Annotated in this window: 19 protein-coding genes and 1 pseudogene; 14 read left to right on the top strand and 6 right to left on the bottom strand. The window is 58.6% G+C overall.

Annotated elements, in window-relative coordinates:
- The first annotated feature begins 245 nt into the window (after positions 1 to 245).
- The 4 genes from QA642_RS15145 to QA642_RS15130 all read left to right on the top strand — a co-directional run bounded on the left by QA642_RS15145 (position 246) and on the right by QA642_RS15130 (position 2,257).
- Positions 246 to 395: a hypothetical protein gene (locus QA642_RS15145; RefSeq protein ID WP_283085361.1), complete on the top strand. Its 150-nt coding sequence runs from the start codon at positions 246 to 248 to the stop codon at positions 393 to 395.
- A 359-nt stretch (positions 396 to 754) separates the two neighbouring features.
- The gene (locus tag QA642_RS15140) at positions 755 to 973 is read left to right on the top strand and encodes a hypothetical protein (RefSeq protein ID WP_283085360.1); all 219 of its coding nucleotides are present in this window, start codon (positions 755 to 757) and stop codon (positions 971 to 973) included.
- A 73-nt stretch (positions 974 to 1,046) separates the two neighbouring features.
- Positions 1,047 to 1,253: an ABC transporter substrate binding protein gene (locus QA642_RS15135; RefSeq protein WP_283085359.1), complete on the top strand. Its 207-nt coding sequence runs from the start codon at positions 1,047 to 1,049 to the stop codon at positions 1,251 to 1,253.
- A gap of 278 nt (positions 1,254 to 1,531) precedes the next feature.
- Positions 1,532 to 2,257 (top strand): Crp/Fnr family transcriptional regulator, encoded by a 726-nt coding sequence (locus tag QA642_RS15130; RefSeq protein ID WP_283085358.1) that lies wholly within the window; start codon positions 1,532 to 1,534, stop codon positions 2,255 to 2,257.
- Positions 2,258 to 2,676: 419 nt separating this feature from the next.
- On the opposite strand, the gene QA642_RS15125 is transcribed toward QA642_RS15130, so the two are convergent.
- Positions 2,677 to 3,936: a serine hydrolase domain-containing protein gene (locus QA642_RS15125; protein WP_283085357.1), complete on the bottom strand. Its 1,260-nt coding sequence runs from the start codon at positions 3,934 to 3,936 to the stop codon at positions 2,677 to 2,679.
- Positions 3,937 to 4,419: 483 nt separating this feature from the next.
- Here QA642_RS15125 and QA642_RS15120 point away from each other — a divergent pair, with 483 nt between their 5' ends.
- The 6 genes and pseudogenes from QA642_RS15120 to QA642_RS15095 all read left to right on the top strand — a co-directional run bounded on the left by QA642_RS15120 (position 4,420) and on the right by QA642_RS15095 (position 10,251).
- The gene (locus tag QA642_RS15120) at positions 4,420 to 5,925 is read left to right on the top strand and encodes a tetratricopeptide repeat protein (protein ID WP_283085356.1); all 1,506 of its coding nucleotides are present in this window, start codon (positions 4,420 to 4,422) and stop codon (positions 5,923 to 5,925) included.
- A gap of 521 nt (positions 5,926 to 6,446) precedes the next feature.
- Complete coding sequence (locus QA642_RS15115; protein WP_283085355.1) at positions 6,447 to 6,968, top strand: Phasin protein; 522 nt, start codon at positions 6,447 to 6,449, stop codon at positions 6,966 to 6,968.
- 299 nt (positions 6,969 to 7,267) lie between these two features.
- Positions 7,268 to 7,690 (top strand): transposase, encoded by a 423-nt coding sequence (locus tag QA642_RS15110; RefSeq protein WP_283079831.1) that lies wholly within the window; start codon positions 7,268 to 7,270, stop codon positions 7,688 to 7,690.
- Between the two features lie 2 nt (positions 7,691 to 7,692).
- Positions 7,693 to 8,037, top strand: a complete 345-nt coding sequence (gene tnpB, locus QA642_RS15105) for an IS66 family insertion sequence element accessory protein TnpB (protein ID WP_271597244.1) — start codon at positions 7,693 to 7,695, stop codon at positions 8,035 to 8,037.
- A 50-nt stretch (positions 8,038 to 8,087) separates the two neighbouring features.
- Positions 8,088 to 9,652: pseudogene (locus tag QA642_RS15100) on the top strand (IS66 family transposase).
- Positions 9,649 to 10,251 carry a plasmid pRiA4b ORF-3 family protein gene (locus QA642_RS15095; RefSeq protein ID WP_283084040.1) on the top strand — a complete coding sequence of 201 codons (603 nt, stop codon included), beginning with the start codon at positions 9,649 to 9,651 and terminating at the stop codon, positions 10,249 to 10,251. The pseudogene QA642_RS15100 and the gene QA642_RS15095 overlap by 4 nt, the downstream one beginning before the upstream one ends.
- Positions 10,252 to 11,055: 804 nt before the next feature.
- Here QA642_RS15095 and QA642_RS15090 read toward each other — a convergent pair.
- The 3 genes from QA642_RS15090 to QA642_RS46525 all read right to left on the bottom strand — a co-directional run bounded on the left by QA642_RS15090 (position 11,056) and on the right by QA642_RS46525 (position 11,868).
- The gene (locus QA642_RS15090) at positions 11,056 to 11,232 is read right to left on the bottom strand and encodes a hypothetical protein (RefSeq protein ID WP_283085354.1); all 177 of its coding nucleotides are present in this window, start codon (positions 11,230 to 11,232) and stop codon (positions 11,056 to 11,058) included.
- A gap of 13 nt (positions 11,233 to 11,245) precedes the next feature.
- The gene (locus QA642_RS15085) at positions 11,246 to 11,443 is read right to left on the bottom strand and encodes a hypothetical protein (protein ID WP_283085353.1); all 198 of its coding nucleotides are present in this window, start codon (positions 11,441 to 11,443) and stop codon (positions 11,246 to 11,248) included.
- Between the two features lie 218 nt (positions 11,444 to 11,661).
- Positions 11,662 to 11,868 carry a hypothetical protein gene (locus tag QA642_RS46525; RefSeq protein ID WP_349253841.1) on the bottom strand — a complete coding sequence of 69 codons (207 nt, stop codon included), beginning with the start codon at positions 11,866 to 11,868 and terminating at the stop codon, positions 11,662 to 11,664.
- A gap of 784 nt (positions 11,869 to 12,652) precedes the next feature.
- On the opposite strand from QA642_RS46525, the gene QA642_RS15075 reads away from it, so the two are divergent.
- The gene (locus tag QA642_RS15075; RefSeq protein WP_283085352.1) at positions 12,653 to 12,835 is read left to right on the top strand and encodes a hypothetical protein; all 183 of its coding nucleotides are present in this window, start codon (positions 12,653 to 12,655) and stop codon (positions 12,833 to 12,835) included.
- Positions 12,836 to 12,881: 46 nt separating this feature from the next.
- On the opposite strand, the gene QA642_RS15070 is transcribed toward QA642_RS15075, so the two are convergent.
- Complete coding sequence (locus tag QA642_RS15070; RefSeq protein ID WP_283085351.1) at positions 12,882 to 13,148, bottom strand: hypothetical protein; 267 nt, start codon at positions 13,146 to 13,148, stop codon at positions 12,882 to 12,884.
- Positions 13,145 to 13,582 carry a hypothetical protein gene (locus tag QA642_RS15065; protein ID WP_283085350.1) on the bottom strand — a complete coding sequence of 146 codons (438 nt, stop codon included), beginning with the start codon at positions 13,580 to 13,582 and terminating at the stop codon, positions 13,145 to 13,147. The genes QA642_RS15070 and QA642_RS15065 overlap by 4 nt, the downstream gene beginning before the upstream one ends.
- A gap of 650 nt (positions 13,583 to 14,232) precedes the next feature.
- On the opposite strand from QA642_RS15065, the gene QA642_RS15060 reads away from it, so the two are divergent.
- The 3 genes from QA642_RS15060 to QA642_RS15050 all read left to right on the top strand — a co-directional run bounded on the left by QA642_RS15060 (position 14,233) and on the right by QA642_RS15050 (position 17,954).
- Positions 14,233 to 14,460 carry a hypothetical protein gene (locus QA642_RS15060; protein ID WP_283085349.1) on the top strand — a complete coding sequence of 76 codons (228 nt, stop codon included), beginning with the start codon at positions 14,233 to 14,235 and terminating at the stop codon, positions 14,458 to 14,460.
- 1,165 nt (positions 14,461 to 15,625) lie between these two features.
- Positions 15,626 to 16,843 (top strand): hypothetical protein, encoded by a 1,218-nt coding sequence (locus QA642_RS15055; protein ID WP_283085348.1) that lies wholly within the window; start codon positions 15,626 to 15,628, stop codon positions 16,841 to 16,843.
- A gap of 361 nt (positions 16,844 to 17,204) precedes the next feature.
- The gene (locus tag QA642_RS15050) at positions 17,205 to 17,954 is read left to right on the top strand and encodes a hypothetical protein (protein ID WP_283085347.1); all 750 of its coding nucleotides are present in this window, start codon (positions 17,205 to 17,207) and stop codon (positions 17,952 to 17,954) included.
- Positions 17,955 to 18,398: the final 444 nt, after the last annotated feature.

The raw sequence follows: 18,398 nt of genomic DNA, 5'->3' as shown, positions 1-18,398 counted from the left end.
AATTGTCTCACATGCTGCGCGATTGCATGGGCGCGCTGATACAAATGCACGCACAGATACCGCTCCACCCGCGCCGCGCTCTACCTGACGACGAACACCTGTCACATCCGTAACCTGCGCCGCTGCAATTCCTATGACTTTCCTATGCGCGCCGGATCGTGATGTCTCCGTTACCAAACCTTCAGTTTTGAACGCCGCCGCGCGGCCCTACCTAACGAGTTGAAAAACGAAGACGAGACAGCCTCATGAACACGACCACGCCACCGCCGCTCGCGATCCCCGCAGAACGCGCCGTGCTGATGCGCATCCTCATCGATATGAACCGCGCAGCATACGAGGGCATCCTGCACGAAGTGCCGAGCGAGGATTGCTGGCGGAAAGCAAAGACTTGCTGATGACCTAGCTTGCTTCGTCAGCCATCATTCCTTCAAACCCTGCCAGATCAGTTCGCCGCACTGGCACTGGAAAACGCGGACCGTCTTACCGGTGCGGGGATCTACATCGCCTCCAGCAGACGAGGCGTGGCTGAGCAGATCGCGCAGCACGGCCGCGAACGCGAAGCATTTTTGACAGCTGCGCGGCTACCTTCCATGCTGTCACTATGTACCAAAGTGCACATAACGTCCTTCACCTAGGATAAGGAACGAAATCGGGAACACGCAGTGCATGCGGCAGCGTAGACGGGAACGTTTGAAGTGTCGGCGCGATTGATCAGACAGAGCACAACGGCTCCCCTTGAGGGAGGGGCCCGACGATGGACCACACCAGCTCGATCTTCGATGAGCTGAGACAAGTCGAACGCGACGTAGTCGAAGGAGAGCGCCGCCTCGCAGAACAGGAACGGCTGATCATTGAGCTGAAGCGTGACGGCCAAAGCACTGAGCGCGCCGAACAGGAGCTGGAAACCCTGCGCAAGGATCAGCGCCTTCGCGAACACGATCGGCAACGGCTTCTATCGAGGCTTCAGCCCTGAACCGTTGGACGTACAGACGAAGAGAAATCGCAGGCCGAGATTAATTTTCGCGTTCGTCGAGGCCGGGGGCTTAATGGCCTACTCCTTTGATCTAGCCGAATTGTATAAGCGCGTTGCCAGCAACATCGACGCAATTTTGCGCGGAGCGAAGGCTGGCCATATTCCGTCGTTCTACCAAGTGACCAAATTTGATCTGTCCATCAACTTGAAGACGGCCCGGCAGCTGGGCCTTTCCGTCCCTCCTGCACTCTTGGCCAGTGCCGACAAGATAGTCGAGTGAACAGGTCCGGTTATGGCCCGTCGCCGACCTGCGCTCGAAGTGCCGGAACGTCTGCTTGCGGGAGATGAGCCGACCAAGGTGAAGCAGCCTGCCAAGGGCAGCTTTTGACCCGTTTCGCCCGTTCTGGAGTTGGAAGGCCACTTAGTCCAGGGTGCCTGCGTTTCTTCCAATGTTTCGGCCAGTTTTGGGTGAACTTTGTCTCACGCGGCTGCTTGTGCTACCTTGCTTCAGTGGTGGCAGACGGTAATTTCCTGAATAACTTCAGGTGGGACTACAAGATGTCACTCGAAAGGCTGATCGGCCGCTTGGAGGCTGTTAGTGGCTTGTCCCCGGTTGAGCGCGATCAACTGTTGGGTCTACCCGTTAAGTTAAAGCAGTTCGCTGATGGCGATTACATATTACGCGAGGGAGATACGGCCACTAACTGCGGCGCGGTCGTAAGCGGGTATGTCTCGCGCCAAAAGATAGTTGGCAGCCGATCGCAAATTCTCGCACTGTACGTTCCAGGCGATATTCCCGATTTGCACACCTTGCACCTCCCGCGCATGGATCATGATCTTTGCAGCGTGGGTCCCTCGACAGTGGCTTTTATTCCGCACTCGGATCTGCAAAACTTGCTGACATCATCCGCGGCGCTTACTCATGTTTTTTGGCGCGAAACTTTGACGGATGGCGCTGTCTTCCGGGAGTGGGTTGCAGCGCTTGGAGCGCGTTCAGCCTTGCCGAGGATCGGGCACCTTCTGTGTGAGCTTGCAGCCCGCCTAGAAGTAGTCGGGCTCATGCGCAACAACAGTTTTGAGTTCCCATTCACACAGCAGAACGTGGCGGACGCATGCGGCCTATCGGTTGTGCATGTCAACCGCATGATCCAAGAGCTTCGATCCCGTGGCTTGATCGAGTGGGAAAAGGGCGAGGTAATGCTGCTGAATCGTGGAGAACTAGAAGTCCTTGCAGAGTTCAATGCTGATTATTTGCACATTGATGATGGCAAACGCAGAATTTAGTCCGGCTTTGGCACGTACCGACTAGGCCCAGCCGTGGCAACTTTGCACAACGCGATAGCAACTCTATTACCGGCCAAGGCGGGCAAGGGGTGCCGGTGGGCTGAGAAGCGACGCGGCGCAAGGCCGACTCAGCTACCGACCTCTTTGACGAGGCAGGAATGTCGCATTCTGGCCCTAAGCGTCCTCCGGCTTGGCGCACGTGAATGTCCGTTGCTGGCCCATCTGCGAAGTTGCGCCTCGTCTGCCCAAGCTAATTGCGCCCGGGCGGGCCAAATTTGTTCAATCTGAGTTCTTCGCGCTTTGACCCGGAACGGACATTTCGCAATTGTCACCGACCTAGCCGAGCCTGTGATCGATGGCTGGGTCGAGTTCTCCTGTAGCAACGGCGGTCGGCTTGGCGCGCCGACCACCCTCGAGACTTAGGCGACCTTGTAGAGGCGGCTTTCGAACTCGGCGAACGTCTGCAACGCCTGCGGATCGGCAAACGGCAGGAATTGCATGAGGATGACGCCTGTGATGTTCTTGCTCGGGTCGATCCAGAAATAGGTATTGGCGAGCCCGGCCCAGGCGAGACTGCCGGCGCTTCGCCCGGTCGGCGCAGTCTCGGTGTTGATCATGAAGCCGAGCCCCCATTTTTTGACTATCCCGGGGAAGAATTCAGCATCGCGCGAGCTCCCGGGAATGACGCTCTTCAGCGCGGTGACGTTGGTGTTGCCGATCTGATTCTGTTCCATGGTCGCCACGGTCTCGGGCTGCAATAAGGTCTTGCCGTCGAGGCTGCCGCGGTTAAGGAACATGCGCACGAACTTCAGGTAATCGGGCCCGGTCGAGTAGAGGCCGCCGCCGCCCATGAAAAATTCCGGCTCTTGCGGCATTTCAAATTCGATCGGCTTCAACGCGCCGTCGTCGCCACGCGAGTGCATCCCCACGAGCCGCTCGCGTTGCGACGGACTGAGCCTGAAGCTTGTATCGGCCATGCCGAGAGGTCCGAAAATGTGCTCATGGAAATAACTTTCCAGCCGTTCGCCGCTCACCTTTTCGACCATCTTGCCCGCAAAATCGATATTGATGCCGTATTCCCAGCGGTCTCCGGGGTCGAAAGCCAAGGGCGTCTTGAGCGCATCGTCCTTGCAGGTGATGAGTTTCGGCAGGTTGGCCTGTTTCTCGTAGCGGCCGGTATTCTCGTTCCAGATGTCGTAGGTGTATCCTGCGGTGTGCGTGAGCAGTTGCCGCAGCGTGATCGGCCGCTTGACGGGGCGGAGCTGAGGAGTGCCAACCGCGTCAAACCCCTCCAGCACCTGCGCCGACGCCAAATCCGGCAGGATCTCGCTGGCGGGCTGATCGAGCTTCAGCTTTCCCTGCTCCACCATCTGCATCGCCGCGGCCGTCGTCACGGCTTTGGTCATGGAGGCGATCCAGAACACTGAATCAAGCGTCATTGCCTGCGGCTGCGCGAGGTTACGCACGCCGAACGCGCCCGAATAGATCGTAGCTTTGTCGTTGGCCGCCAGCGCTACAACCCCAGGCGCTTTCCCGGACTTGACCGCCTCGGTCAGCACCTGATCAATGCCGGCCGATCCAGCTGCGGTGTCACCGAAGACCGGGCGTCCAAGACCTGCTGCGAATGCTGCCGCCGCTCCCATCGTTCCGATTGCTTGACGTCTGGTGAGCCCTGTCATTGTTCGCTCCCTCGCCCGGCAGAACGACTTAGGACGGAGCAGCCGGATTGCCCGGTCCCCTGGCGCAGCGCGCCGTCAATTATGCTTCAGCTGGTACTTCCCGGATGGCGGGGTTGTGTGCAAATCTTCTGCCATTTGGGCTAGGTTAGCAACGAAAACCGCGTTCGACGCCTCATGGAATGCGCTGCACCCGACGTCATTGTCGTCTGGATTATCGCGATCAAGAGAATCTCAACAGGTCGATCGAGACGTGGCAACTGGTCGGACTTCCCAAATAACTGCCGTTGCGCAGCATGATCGAAAGACGGACCACTTCCGGTTTTGGCCCCAACCGAACATCTATTCGCACGAGGTAGAACCCACGATTTTCGAAGGAACGCCTTTCAGAGAAACCTGAACTTAGTCAGCGACCTTGACCAACCCGGAGCCGCGGAAATCTGCTAATTTTAATCTGGGCCTTTGGCCCCTGCGGGGGAGGCGACGGTGACCAACTCGGAAGTCTCCAACGACCTACCGGACAAGCCGGCATCCGATAAAGACCCACTGAACAAAACGGCTTCTGATAAAGAACCGGACAAACCAGCGTCGAGCCTCAACTTTAAGGGTCGCCTCCGTGCGCGATTGCAGGTGATCGGCGGGGCACTCGCTTCGATTGCCGCTATCGGCGCGATCGCGGGCGGCCTCGTCGGCTACTGGACGGTGTGGAAGACGCTCCGCACCGACGTGTTTCCGGACAAGCAACAGACGCAGAGGGAGGCGACGGCCCGGCCCGACATTGCTCCCCGTTTGTCGCTAGTCGTCCTGCCGTTCGCAAACCTCAACAACGATCCGGAGCAGGACTATTTCGCCGACGGCATTACGACCGATCTGACAACCGACCTCGCGCAAATGCCCGGCGCATTCGTTATCGGACGCGGAACGGCCTTTACATACAAGAACAAGCAGATCGATTTCAGGACGCTCGGCAAGGACCTTGGCATCCGCTGGGCGGTCCAGGGCGCGGTGCGGCGCAACGCGGATCAGGTCCGAGTCAACGTATCACTTACGGATATCGCGAGCGGTCGGGACGTCTGGTCCGATCGTTTCGACGGCGATCGTGCGAACCTCGCCATCTTGCAGGACCAGATCACAGCGCGGCTCGCCCGCTCGCTCAACATTGAACTGATCCAAGCCGAAAGCCGTCGCAGCGAAATGGATCGGTCGAGGAATCCAGATGCCATGGACTTCACGATGCGCGGTTGGGCAAAGTTCTACGAGGCGCAGTCGAAAAGCCAAAATGCTCAGGCAAGGGACTTATTCGATAGTGCGCTGGGCCTCGATCCGGACAACGTTGAGGCCATGATTGGGAAAGCGCGGTGTTTGGCCGCTGCTGTCAACAATCGATGGTCTGCTTCCGTTGTTGAAGACAGAAAACAAGCGATCGACCTCATCGACAGAGTTCTGTCAAAAAACCCGGCAAGCGCGAGTGCTCATACGACCAAGGGGCTCGTTCTTCTATTTGGACACCCTGAGGAGGCATTGGCTGAATACGATGCCGCGCTCGAAATTGATCCAAATAATCCAGCTGTCTACGGTGCTAAAGCTATTGTATTTGTCGTCACCGGGCGGGCGCGCGAAGCCTTCTCGCCTGCCCAGTTGGCTCTCCGTCTCAGTCCCAGAGATCCTTTTGCTCACCTTTGGCGCTACTGGCTCTGCCATGCACACTTGCACCTGCACCAATACAAGGAAGCGATCGAGGAATGCAGGCGCTCGGTCAATCTGAACAACTTGTACTTCTACACCTATGTAGATCTGACATCGGCTTACGGAGCCACGGGGCAATCGGAACAGGCACAGCAGAGTTTGACCGAATTGAACAAGCTTCGACCAGACTTTACGGTCCAGTGGTACCGTGATCTTGGCTACTCAATCTCAAGCAACCCGCAGTTTCGTCGGGAGTTCGATGACATTGTCGATGGGCTAAGGAAGGGAGGCGTCCGGGAGCAATAAAATGCAAGTCTATTCGCTTGCTGACGTGGACGGCCTCTTTCATCTCGAATGTCACCTATTGGCGCATCGGCGAAGTTGCGCCTCGCGGGTCGTAAGTCCGCTCGTTGAGCCAGAGCGGACCAGATTTGCTCAACCTGAGTTCTTCGCGTTTTGACCCTGAGCCGCCACTCACAGGCAGCACGTCACTGCTTAAAACCGACGCGGTTCAGGTCTCCGCAACGTTCGGCGATGAGCCATCCGTCGATGCCTCCGGCAGCTTGACGTCCATGATGAGAACGTCGGCGATAAAACGGCCTTTGGAGACTCAACGCGCGGAGGGCTGATTGTTCTCAAACTGACGCCGTTGAGCATAGATCTGGAAGATCGCTAGCTAGACGTTTGTTGGTCATCTCGACATCGCAGAACGCGCGATTGATCTTGGTTTATGCGGAGCTCCAACAATCCACAGGTTTGGAACGCCTCATCACAATGCCTGTTGACCTTCAGAAATGAAGTCGCCCCCCATTTTCTTGGAGCGTCAGATGACCAAACGCAAACCGGCGACAGCGCTGAAGCGCGCCCGCAATCCGAAATTGGCCGCTCGGGCCCAACGGAACAAGCAGGCCATTGTTCGAAGCCAGAAAGAGGATTTACTTTGCTCTGTTGCGGCAGTCCCGATTGAGTCGCCTCTTGGGCTTCATGATGATTCTAAAGAGCCTCGGGTGGATGCCTTACCCGATGACCTCAGTCAGAGAATGACGGGTAGCGATCCAATGAAAGGCTTTGCTTTAGCGACCGCAAACATGCAGGCGTATCAAGCGAAGCTTCTTGAGATTGCCGGGGCCAACGCGCAATTAGCTTTTGAATTCGGCCTCAGACTTGCGTCGATCAGGGCACCAACTGAATTTTTCGGCGTCATTACGGAGTTTACAAACAGGCGGTTCCATATGTTCGGGCAGCATTCGAAAGAACTGGCGGCATATCCGTTCTGGCGCATCAATCCGCCCTCTAGCGATTTACGAGATGGTCGGGAACAGCAAAAAACGAACTTACATTTTGCATAAGTTAGAGCGGGAACATCTCGCAATTTGAATCCTCGCTGCACCGGGCTCGAACCCGGTGAGAGCTGCTAGGATGCGCGGCTCTTGGAATGCGGCCCCGGTCATTCCCCATTTGGCTGGGGCCCTTTTTTGCGGTCAGTGGAAAACTTAGGACCGCACGCGGCGCGATTGACCTAAGTCAAACCGACGTTCTGCCAATCCCGACGATTCAACTGTAAGCGTAGCGCCGAGGCCCTTTGGATTGTTTGTACGGAGTCTTGAGAGCACCGCTAGAAGAGTCATCTTCTGCAAGGGTGCTCATAATGGACGACCAATCTGACGACATAAGACGACCGTTGTCACCACGTATCGAAGTGTATGCTGGTGCAGGTCGCAAGCGCTGGCCGGACGATTTGAAGGCGCAGATTGCCGCCGAAAGCCTCGAGCCGGGTGCGGTTGTCACGGATGTCGCCCGTCGTCATGGCTGCCGGCCCCAGCAGGTGCATGACTGGCGGCGCCGGGCGCGGTTGGGCCAGTTGGTGCTTCCGGCGTCGGCGGACACGCTGTCGTTCGTGCCGGTGGTATCGGAATCGGCGTTGCCGGCGACCGCAGAACCGTCCGGGTCGCCGGAAGCCGCCGTTGTGACGGTCGAGTTCCAAGGGGCGCGCGTAGAGGTGCGCGGGACGCCTGGCCTTGCTGTGCTGAGTGATGTGTTCCTAGCGCTCCGACGGACACGTCCATGCTGACAATGCCCGCGAGCCTCATGATTTACGTGGCGACGCAACCTGTGGACTTCAGAAAAGGTGCGGAGGGCTTGGCGCTGTTGGCGAAGGAGACGCTGGGCCATGACCCGATGAAGGGCGTAGCGGTGGTGTTCCGTGCGAAGCGCGCCGATCGGGTGAAGATTGTCGTCTGGGATGGCAGCGGCCTTGTGATGTATTGGAAGCGGCTCGATGGCAGCGGCTTCAAATGGCCTCCCATCGTGGCCGGCGTGATGCGGATGAATGCCGCCCAGTTGTCGGCGCTTCTGGCCGGCATGGATTGGACACGCATGCACGCGCCTCGAATCCCGCAGCCGAAAGCGCTTGCGTAAAAATACAAATCTTCGCTGCATCACGGCGCGAAGCATGGCAAGCTCGGGCCATGAGTGATTTGCCCGATGAGCTGCCGAGCGATCCAGCCGAGTTGCGTGTCTTTGCCGCGGCTCTGCTGGATCGCTGCGCCAGGCTCGAGCGGTTACTCAAGCTTGCGAAAGATGCGCAGTTCGGTCGATCCTCGGAAAAGCTGGACGCTGATCAGCTGCAGCTTGTTCTGGAGGACATCGAAGAGGCCGTCGCGGCCCTCGAAGCCACCGAGGATCGCGCCAATCCCAGAGTTTGCGAGAAGAGGACGGCCGAGCGCAGAACCAACCGTGGTCAGCTGCCGGAGCATTTGCCGCGCATCGTGGAAACCCTGATGCCGGCCGAGACCTGTTGCCCGTCTTGCGCGGGCGACCTCTTTGAGATTGGTCGGGATGAGAGCCAGAGGCTGGACGTCGTTCCGGCGCAGTATCGCGTCATCGTCACCCGCCGGCCTAAGCTCGCCTGCCGCGCCTGTCACGGCGTCGTCCTCCAGTATGCTGCTCCCGAGCGACTGATCAGGGGAGGATTGCCCACCGAGCGGCTGGTCGCGCATGTGATCGACGCGAAGTATCATTGGCATTTGCCGCTTTACCGCCAGGCGCAGATGCTGGCGACGCACGGAATAGCGCTGGACCGTTCCACGCTCGCCTTCTGGGTCGGCTATGCCGCCCAGGAACTGAAGCCGTTGTGGCATCGGCTGCGCCAGCTTCTGCTCGCCTCCTCGAAACTCTGCGTCGATGAGACCCCGGCGCCGGTGTTGGACCCGGGCCGCGGCAGAACGAAAACCGGCTACTTCTGGGCGCTGTCGCGCGACGACAGGCCCTGGGCCGGGCCTGATCCACCTGGAGTGGTCTATGCCTATGCACCGGGCCGCGGCGCCGTTCATGGCTTGCGGCTGCTTGAGGGCTATCGCGGCATCATCCATTGCGACGGCTATCAGGCCTACAAGACCATGACCCGAGAGACGCGTGCGGACGCCCTGTCCGGGACGCTCGCCTTCTGCTGGTCGCATCTGCGGCGGCAGTTTGTGAAGATCGAACGGGAGGTGGCGCCAGCGCCAGCTCCGGTTGCCCGCGAGGCTCTCGAGCGTATCGCCCAGCTTTATGCGATCGAGAAGGCTCTCCGCGGCCGATCTGCGGACGAGCGCCACGCCGGCAGGCAGGCGCATGCCAGGCCTCTGGCTGCAGCCTTGAAGCAGTGGTTTGAGGCCAAGCTTGATCACCTTGCACAGAAGAGCGACACGGCGAAGGCTTTGCGCTATGCGCTGCGGCATTGGAACGGCCTGACGCTATACCTTGATGACGGGCGCATCGAGATGGATACCAATGCGGTCGAGCGAGCGATGCGGCCGATCAAGCTCAACGCCAAGAACTCCTTTTTGCCGGCTGCGACGAGGGCGCCGAGAATTGGGCAGTTCTGGCTTCGTTAATCGAGACCTGTAAGCTCAATGGCGTCAGTGCCGAGCACTGGCTCGCTGATGTTCTCGCGAAGCTCGTTAATGGCTGGCCTGCGGCGCGACTGGACGAACTGCTTCCCTGGGCATCGACCTATACGATGCATGCGCTCGATCCGAGACTGGCAGCATGAGCCTTAACACGACCGTCGTCCGGATCAGGGTAACCCTCAAGGACGTGAAACCGGAGGTGATGCGGTGTCTTGTCGTACCGATCACTTTACGTCTTGACCGGCTGCATCTGACGCTTCAGGCGGCGTTTGGCTGGACGAATAGCCATCTCTTCGAGTTCCTAGCCGGCGGCGGCCGTTGGGGTATCCCTGATCCCGATGGAGATTTTGACCCTCAGCCCATCGATGCCCGCAAGACGCGGCTCTCCAATATCGTTCAAGAGACCGGCGCCAAGACGATCCATTATCTCTACGACTTCGGCGACAGCTGGGATCACGTGATCAAGCTTGAAAAGTGGTTCGACAACACGACAACGGAAGGACTTCCCCTCTTGCTCGAGGCCGCCGGCCGTTGTCCTCCGGAAGATGTCGGTGGTGCGTCAGGCTATGCCGAATACCTCGACGCCATCAGCGAGCCCACCCATCCGGAGCACGAACAAATGCGCCTCTGGGGCCCCGAGCAGTTCGATCCCAACGTCATCGACCGCAAGGCGCTTGAGGCGGCGGTCAACGCATTGTCCGACATATGGAAGCCGCGACGACGCGCTACGCGGACAAAGTAGGCGTCAAGCATCAATCAAAAGGGCCGCAGAGCTACGCTTACATTCAACTCGACCGGGGACTCCCCATCCGGTTCGCCTGGTCGAGCCGCGGCTCTGCGGGCTCCAGCCATCATCCAGAGGCTGGGGCTGTCCGGTGGAACGCAAGAACTCCGCAATGCATGATGACGAAGTATGATTTGCCAACGTTTTGGATTGTAGCACTCGGCGTCGTCCTTCCGATCGCCGTGATCTTGGTCATGTTGTTCGTTGTTGACCGGCGGCGCGTGAGGTCTAGCACCCCGTATCGACGGCTTCAGCGAGAACGTGATGCGCTTCATGCGCGAGATCGAGGCGCTGGACTGACAGAGGGCCGCTCACAACGGCGGCCCTTTTTTCATCTCGACGACGGCCCCGGCCAACGCAGGGACAATGCTGCTGAAGGAGAGTGCCGGGGCCGCGACGCGAGGTGCTTGGGTTGCAGCCAAGCAAGATCACGCTACTCCCAGATCCAAGCGCCGCTCTGTTCACTTGTGCACTGTCCCCCGAAGGAACGTGCGACGCGATTCACCTAGGTTAGAACGGGGACAGCAAGCGTCCGGGGTTTCGCTGCGGCCTTCGACCTTTGAAGTGAGCGCGCGTTCTCCCGCATCAGGCTTTATGTTGGACATCGCAAGACACTGGAACGGTCCCGGCCGTGGGCGCGGTTGAGGGTTTGAGGCCGGGACCGCCGACTTGGCGCATTGCCAGTGCCAGTGCCAAGTAGCTCGAAGCCTACTGGACCCGCGCGCCGTTCCTCTGTTCGGTTGAGCACCTTGTCGAGGAAAATCACCAATCGAGCCGCGACCAGAGGGCTACCAGCAGCACGAACACGGTGAGCCAGAACAGGATGCCGACCGTGCGGCGGGCTCGGTCCAGAACGGCGTGTCGGGCAGCTGGCTTTGCGAGCGCTGCGGCGCACAGGACACCGATGATGGTGACGACCAGCAGGCCAAACGACGTCATCGCCGCTCTGCCGCTAGGCATTCTTCGGATGCCCGATATGGATGAAATGAACCAGCTCGGCGCGCTCGTCGAACTCAAGTCCGTCTAGGGCGGTCTTCGCTGCAAGCACGCCGTTGCGCGCCTCGATGAGGGCGGTGACGTCTCTCGATGTGTCTTCGTGCCATGTTTTGCCGGGGGTGCAAAAGCAAATGCTGACCTCGAACAGGGGCATCCTCCGTTTCTCCCATCATCTGGAAATTCGCGCTCCGGGTGTAATGTCACGGAATTTACAACATGGGCGAGCGGGGGTGAAGTTGCGGCAGAACAGCGCGCTACAGGAGCGTTAATTGAATATCCGCCTGCCGTCCGTGGGTTTGAAGAAATTCCTCAAGAGAGGACGGAACCTCGGCGCGGTCGGCGCAGCGCTGTTGCAGTTCCTCGGCGATGTCCTCAGAGGCGTCCCTCGCCCGTGTTGAAGCAGACGATGCGGATGGGGTTGCTGTATTGCCCATCCATGAGATGCCGCAGCAGCGTCTCACGGTCGGTGTGTTCCTCGTCCGTCTCGGTCCATGCCCGGCCAAGGTGGCCGCCGAAGTCATCGAGCACGAGATAGATGTCCCGGTCGGAGCCGGGCACAATCGACGGGGAAGAACGCATAACACAGCTCCACCGAGGCGAGATCGATCGATCCAAGCGGTTCGCGCCAGATGCGTCAAGCTCGGCTATTGTTTCGTGGCCTTGCGTAGAAATGGACGCATGACGTCGGTGGTCGTAAAGCCGGTCTCGAACCCGTTTGGCAGCAATGGCAACTCGTCGGGCCCGACCCTGTTGCAGACGGGGCAGATCACACCCGCGCCGCCGCAGCCGCAGGCGTTGGGCCCTTCCCACGGGCGCTCGGGGTGGTTCTCGCAAACCCAGTGCGTGCCGTCGCAGCGCGCGCAAGTCATGTCGGACCTCCCTTCAATGCTATGAGCTCGGTAATCTCAGCCCGAGAGTTCTCTTCGTCTGTACGAAATGGACCGGATTGGAAATTAAATTCGAGGCGACCGGCTTTGAGGACGGCTCCGGTTGATCCGGCAAGGACCCGGAGCCGCCGCCAACCCTTCATGCGAGCCCGCGTGAAGGGCTAACGAGCAACCAAATTTTTCCGCCCGTGTGTTGTTCCTGCTGGGCGCGATGAAGAACAGCGCGATGTGATTGAAGCGGCCCCGGCCGCCATGACTGGAGGGGACAGATCTGTCGGTCCGGGGCCGCGCTTGCTGGCTTAGCGGCGAGCCAGTTGAGCAAAAAATGCGATCCTTGTGCGTCGTTCCTATCTCCGTTCTGACCGCGTTACCTTGTCCCAGTCAGATCCGCTGACGTTAAAAAAGATCGCCCATTCTTGAACCACCGCAGGGCGTCCGCGAGACCTACGTCCGAGGGGCTGGGATGGAGAGTTTCCATGACCAAGCAAATTGCCGCCTTTGCTCTCGTTATTGCTGCCGCCGTGACTGCGGCCATGGTTCCTGTTCACCGCGCCGTGCCTGCGAGAACGATATCTGTTGCGGCACTAACAGCAGCCGCAGGCCATCTCCCAGTCAGTGAATTCGAGGACCGATCAGTGATTTTTCTCACGGAGCGCTAGGTGACGATCGGACTGGCGATCACGCTACATCGGATGTCTGCAAGGCTCAGAAGATGACTGGGTCGTCAGGCTTATGGCGTAGCCGCACATAGGTGCCGCTCTCGTGCAATTCGAGCCAGCCCTTCTCGATTGCATACTTGATCCCAGCGCCGAACTCCGGACCGCTCGCCTTGAGCTGGAAGAGGAACGGCGCGTTGATCTTCTCGATGTGAATGCGCCCATCCTGAACCGGCGGGATGCTGGCGGCAAGCTCGATCAGTTTGCGTGCGGCTGCCTCCGGGTCGGCGTAGGGACGGTCCCCAACGCGCTTCATGCGCCGATCCCCCGGTGAGCGGTGTGAACGTGCAACTCGCAGGCAATCGGGATCAGCTCTCCGCAGAAGCACCTCGACCAGCCGTTGGCGCTTTGCGTTGGCATCCGGTACCCCCCAGCTTGCATGCGATACTTCCACGCGTGGAAGTCGCGGTCTCGCCGCCAAGCTTCAAAATCGTCCTCGCGAAGCGTCGGTTCTACGTCCTGCCACGCGCGCTCGAATGCGGCGCGGGCTTCATCGAATGTCGCGGACGAGCCGGAGCGCTGCGTGCCGGGTTCCATGCCCGGATAGAACCCAAGTTTCCAGCCCCACTGATCACCGCTTGTCGGAACGCCAGCGCGGATGCCGATCGTTCCGATGAGGACGTCGCCGAAATAGATGTGCCAGGTCTCGTGTCGGTCGTTGTCGCTTCGGCGACGCGTCAGATCGGTCATGGCGGCGTATTAGCAGGAACGGAACCGATCGCGCCACCCATACATCTATTGCCCTATCGCCCGAACTACCGAGCCCCGTACACGTTGGGCTTGTGACCAGCATGATCTGGCTGGTACCTGCGTGTGTTGGCCCCAACTCAGCGCCCCCTGAGTTGGGGCCGTTTTTTCGATCCGCGATTAGCACTCGCGTTCGGCCGCGTCCTCGATCTCGCCGCGCGGGCGGTTCGCAGATATCCGTTCGCTATATCGCAATCGACTCGGTGCCGGTGCATGCTGACCTTGGGCTGGCGAAGAGCCCAATGCTGGCCCTGTGCTTTCGGCCCCAACTTTGGATGCGAAGAGTTGGGGCCGTTTTTTGGACGACGCGCGCTATCGGCCAACCATGATGCGGTACGGCGGCTGCTTGGGGCGGCCTTGCTCGAAATCGTGGAAGAGTCCCGGTTACGCGCCGACAGCCTCGAAGCCCAAAGCGAACACCCTACCGAGACAGGACGTTGAGAGAGCCCTAATTGTGTTCTTTTTGGCACTCTCAGGGCATTGACTGCTAAGCCGCTAAGGAACAGCGTAGTTTCATCACCGCCCGGTCCGTGGCTTCAATCGGTGACTGAGAGACCCGTTTGCGCTCCCGCCTAAACAAGGGAGCAATGGTCATGCCGATTTCACGGCTGATTGCGAATATCGATCTTACCCACGAACAAGAACACGTTCTTGAACTCGCCTTCAACCACGCCCTGCGCAAGCTCGACTTGGTGGATCGAAGCGATCCGATTTGTGATCTCGTCGCCAAGAGGATGATCGACATTCACATGCGCGGCGTTAGTGACGCCGTCGCTCTGGCCGAGATGACAGTCCGGGAAATCAGAGTGCCGAAACAGTAAGAGGGCTTCTGATTTTCAACTAAGAACATCTATATCATTTGAAGAAAAGGCCGAACTGCACCCCGGCCAAAAAGAATAGGTTGTTATTTCAGCCGTCCTAATCCGGCCGAGTGTATCTTTTAATACATTCCGAGGGCGAGTTCCTTGCTAGCTTTTCCCGGAGCAATTGGGGACAGGCATGGATCGTCTAAGGAACGCGCTGGGGCATCTCGAAGCCCCGGACTGTCCGAATTGCCGGATCACCCATGAGATGGTTTCGCTCGGAGTTGGTGCGAGACACTCCGGATCCGTTAATCGCCCACCTCTTTGTCTGCCCGAACTGCAAGCGCGCTCAGCGGACCGATACAAAGTTCACGCCCGTTCGCGTTCCGCCTGACAAGCTGGCGGCTCCGAGGTTTCGTATTGTAAGGGGAGGACGATAGAGGGAGAGCGGGATGAAGCTTCTGGTCGAATATCTGGAGCGAGCTGTGCAGCTTGAACGTTTGGCGGCGACCGAGCAGCAAAAAACGAACTTACATTTTGCACATAAGTTATAGCGGGAACATCTCGCAATTTGAATCCTCGCTGCACCGGGCTCGAACCCGGTGAGAGCTGCTAGGATGCGCGGCTCTTGGAATCCGACCCCGGCCAAGCCCCATTGGCTGGGGCCGTCCCCTGTGCGATCGGTGAAAAACTTAGGACCGCACGCGGCGCGATTGACCTAGGTCAAGCCGACGTTCTGGCAATGCCGATGATTTAACGCGACCGGGGTCCCCCATCCGGTTCACCCGGTCGAGCCGCTTAAGCCCAACGGCGGCTCTGCGGGCTCCAGCCATCATCCAGAGGCTGGAGCCCGTCCAGTTTGCGGGGACGTAAGAACTGCTCAAGGGATGATGGCGAACGTGCTCTTGAGCCTCTGGTCGCGCATCGGCTGGTGATTTTCACAGCCAAGGTGCTCAAGCGAACAGAGGCACCTCCTCGGCAACACGCCGCCAAACTATGGCCCCTACTTGAGATACAGTCCACGTAAGTTCCAAGGAAAGCCAAAATTACCCGGATCAAATACGCACGAAGGGGCGAGGTCGTTCTCCCGCACCGCGACCGCGAACACGCAATAGGAGACGATCCCAAAGTGCCCTCGACCAGACCGTGCTAAGAAACACTTGCAATCTGCAGGAGACACCCCATGGGCTATTCTGTCGTAGATCTTGGTCCGATGCGGCCACAAGGAATAAGCAATCGAGGCGACGTCATCCTGGGCTCCGGGTTGAACCCGCCAAACTTTGTCCGCCTCGTGGACGGCACACTCATCACTCTTCCATCTGAGATCATAGCTGTACTGGCCATCAACAACGAGCGCGTTGTCCTCGCCAGAGTGCAGGGCTCCACCGGGCGGGAATACGCGCTTTACAATCTTCAAACGAATACGACCGAGCCGATCGCAATTCCGGGTTATCCCGCAATTGGACCCCTGGCGCTGAACAATTCCAGCGATGTGGTGGGAACAGCGGCAAAAAGCTGGAGCGTCTTGGATGATCAGAGAGGTTTTATCTTCAACCACAACACCCAGGCGGTTACTTGGGTGTTGCCAACGTTACCGTCGCAACCACCCGGATCGACGGCCTTCCTTGAATTGAAAGATATCAACGATCTTGGCCACGCAATCGGAGTTCAAGGGTGGGTACTAGGCTTCGATCAGCTCGAAGTGCCCGTCTTTTACGATGGTGCAAATCTGCACGCGGTGGCAAATCCCATCGTCGAGTCCAATGGAATTCGCATCACCAACGACGACAAGCTGTGGGTTTGGTTTTTTGGTCGGGGCGGCCCCGAAGTACAGGCAATTTACGATGCCACCACCAACACACTCACGCCATTCTCAAATGGCCAAATTCTTGACCTCAATGCTAACGGTCAAATCTTGTTTGAGCACGAATTTAACTACTATCTTCAAAGCGGAGGGTTTATCACAGCGGTAAGCGATCTCTTCCCGTCCGGATCCGGTTGGAGTCTAGACTTTGCAATTCAAATGAATGATTCCGGGGCAATTGTCGGCTGGGGTGAACTACATACCAATGCTGGTTCCTCCGCCGGACATGGATTCTTATTGAGCCCCCCACCTCTCCGAATTCCGCGCGGCAAGCGGGACGATATTATCGCGATCATCCTCTGGGGCGTGATCAACTGCGGTCCCGGGGTAGCAATAATTGGGGGACATTTAGTCCGAATTCCACCTCACGGACCGCTGAACGAACTTATGGCCGCACTGCCTGAAGCCCTTCGCAACGAGCTGACGCCCGTGATCAAGGATGCGCATTTCAGGGAACCCGCCGACGTGCGAGAGTTTCGCAGACGGGTCACGTCTGTAATCTCAAGCTACTCGCGCCGTACATTCGGTCGCTCATGAGGGCAGAGATGTAAAGTGCCCAAGCAACCGACCATGCCATCAGCAAAATAATTCCTGCTCAGAATCACCGCTCATGTTCTGTGCTCGGCGTCCACGTGCTGGACGCTTGGTATTACTGGGTGAACGGTGCTGCGGTCTCCTTGTCACCCTCGTGCTCTACGCGCCCGCTGCCCGGACGGACGGGCCGTAATCCTCTCGCGTGACTTGGTGCCCATACGGGACAAGATCGCTGGGCCGCGCCGAACAGGCAAGCCGCTACAGATTGCGGTGGATGACGTGGCGAGCACAACGGAGGCTAGAAACGCGGGGATAAACCGTGCTGGTCTGTTGTCAGCCCTCCGGGCTTAGGCCCCATTGCGCCATGTCCAAGCAAAGCCGGGTCAAGATGAAGCAGAAGAAAAAGCAGAAAAAGAAGAAGATCGAAATTAACGACCTGCCGAGACCAGAACGGATCAGGCTTGCCGAAGCCAAAATGACGAAGATCATCGATCACTTCCTCTATGTGATCGAACTTCACGCCAACAACTCGTTCGTTGTGTTCTCGCCGCTGCTTGCTTCTCAAATTCCCCGTTCCTATGCGGCGAACGCGTTCAATGCGTTTCAGCGCAGCATGCTCCAGATCGAGATCGTGCGCCTTTGCGCAATCTGGGACGGCATCGATCTTGACAAGGAGAACATTCCGACCGTCGTCGAACTGATCGATGATGCCGAGATCATCGAAATGCTGGCTGAGGAGGAGCGCGGCCGTCACATGTTCGGGCGTGCGGACGCATACGCAGACGAGCGCGCGTCGCTGGCTCTGACTGGACTGGAACACGCAATCAAATCCGCTCGCACAGTTCTCAGTTCAACGCGATTGAACGCGATCATGAACATCCGCGACAAGCATCTTGCGCACTCGCTCGAAACAACGCGCCGCGAGAAGAACGGACCCGTTCAGCCGATGAAGCATGGTGACGAAACCAAATTGCTGAATGCGTCGATCCCAATCGTCGAACAACTCTACTGCTGGGTGAACGGCACGAGCTTCTCATTTGAGAATTCGCAGGAGATAGATCAGCGCAACGCTGAGGCGCTGTGGACCGGTTGCAAATTTGTGGACCTTCGTTGACGCGAGATGCGAACGCTACCGCTCATCGTTCAGCCAGGGTCGTCAACAATCGGGCGCGCAACAGCAATGGGTTAGGCGGCAAATCTCGAGAAGCCGCCCCGGCGCAAAGCCAAAACTCACCCGGGTCAAATACAAAATGAAGGCCGCGCGGTCCCGCGCCGTTACGGCTTTCCCAAAGTACCTTAGCAATCGATGGTCTCCGGCAGGGACAATCGACCCACCTCGCGCTCCAACCCTTGTGGTTGGCGTATCCGGGCACGCGCTGCCGATCATGTAGCGGATGATGGGTGTCGCCCGAACCACGCGAGTGGTCGGTCCTACCTCGACGGCAGCGTGGAAAGTGGCGTGCATTGATCACGAGCATCGGGCGACGTCGTTACGCCGCGAGAAGTGGCACTCGGCCACACAATTCGGCGACGTTTAGCCGCTACTTTCGTAAGCATC

The organism is Bradyrhizobium sp. CB2312 (assembly GCF_029714425.1).
Lineage (GTDB): Bacteria > Pseudomonadota > Alphaproteobacteria > Rhizobiales > Xanthobacteraceae > Bradyrhizobium.
This window is presented reverse-complemented; position numbering and strand designations above follow the sequence as displayed.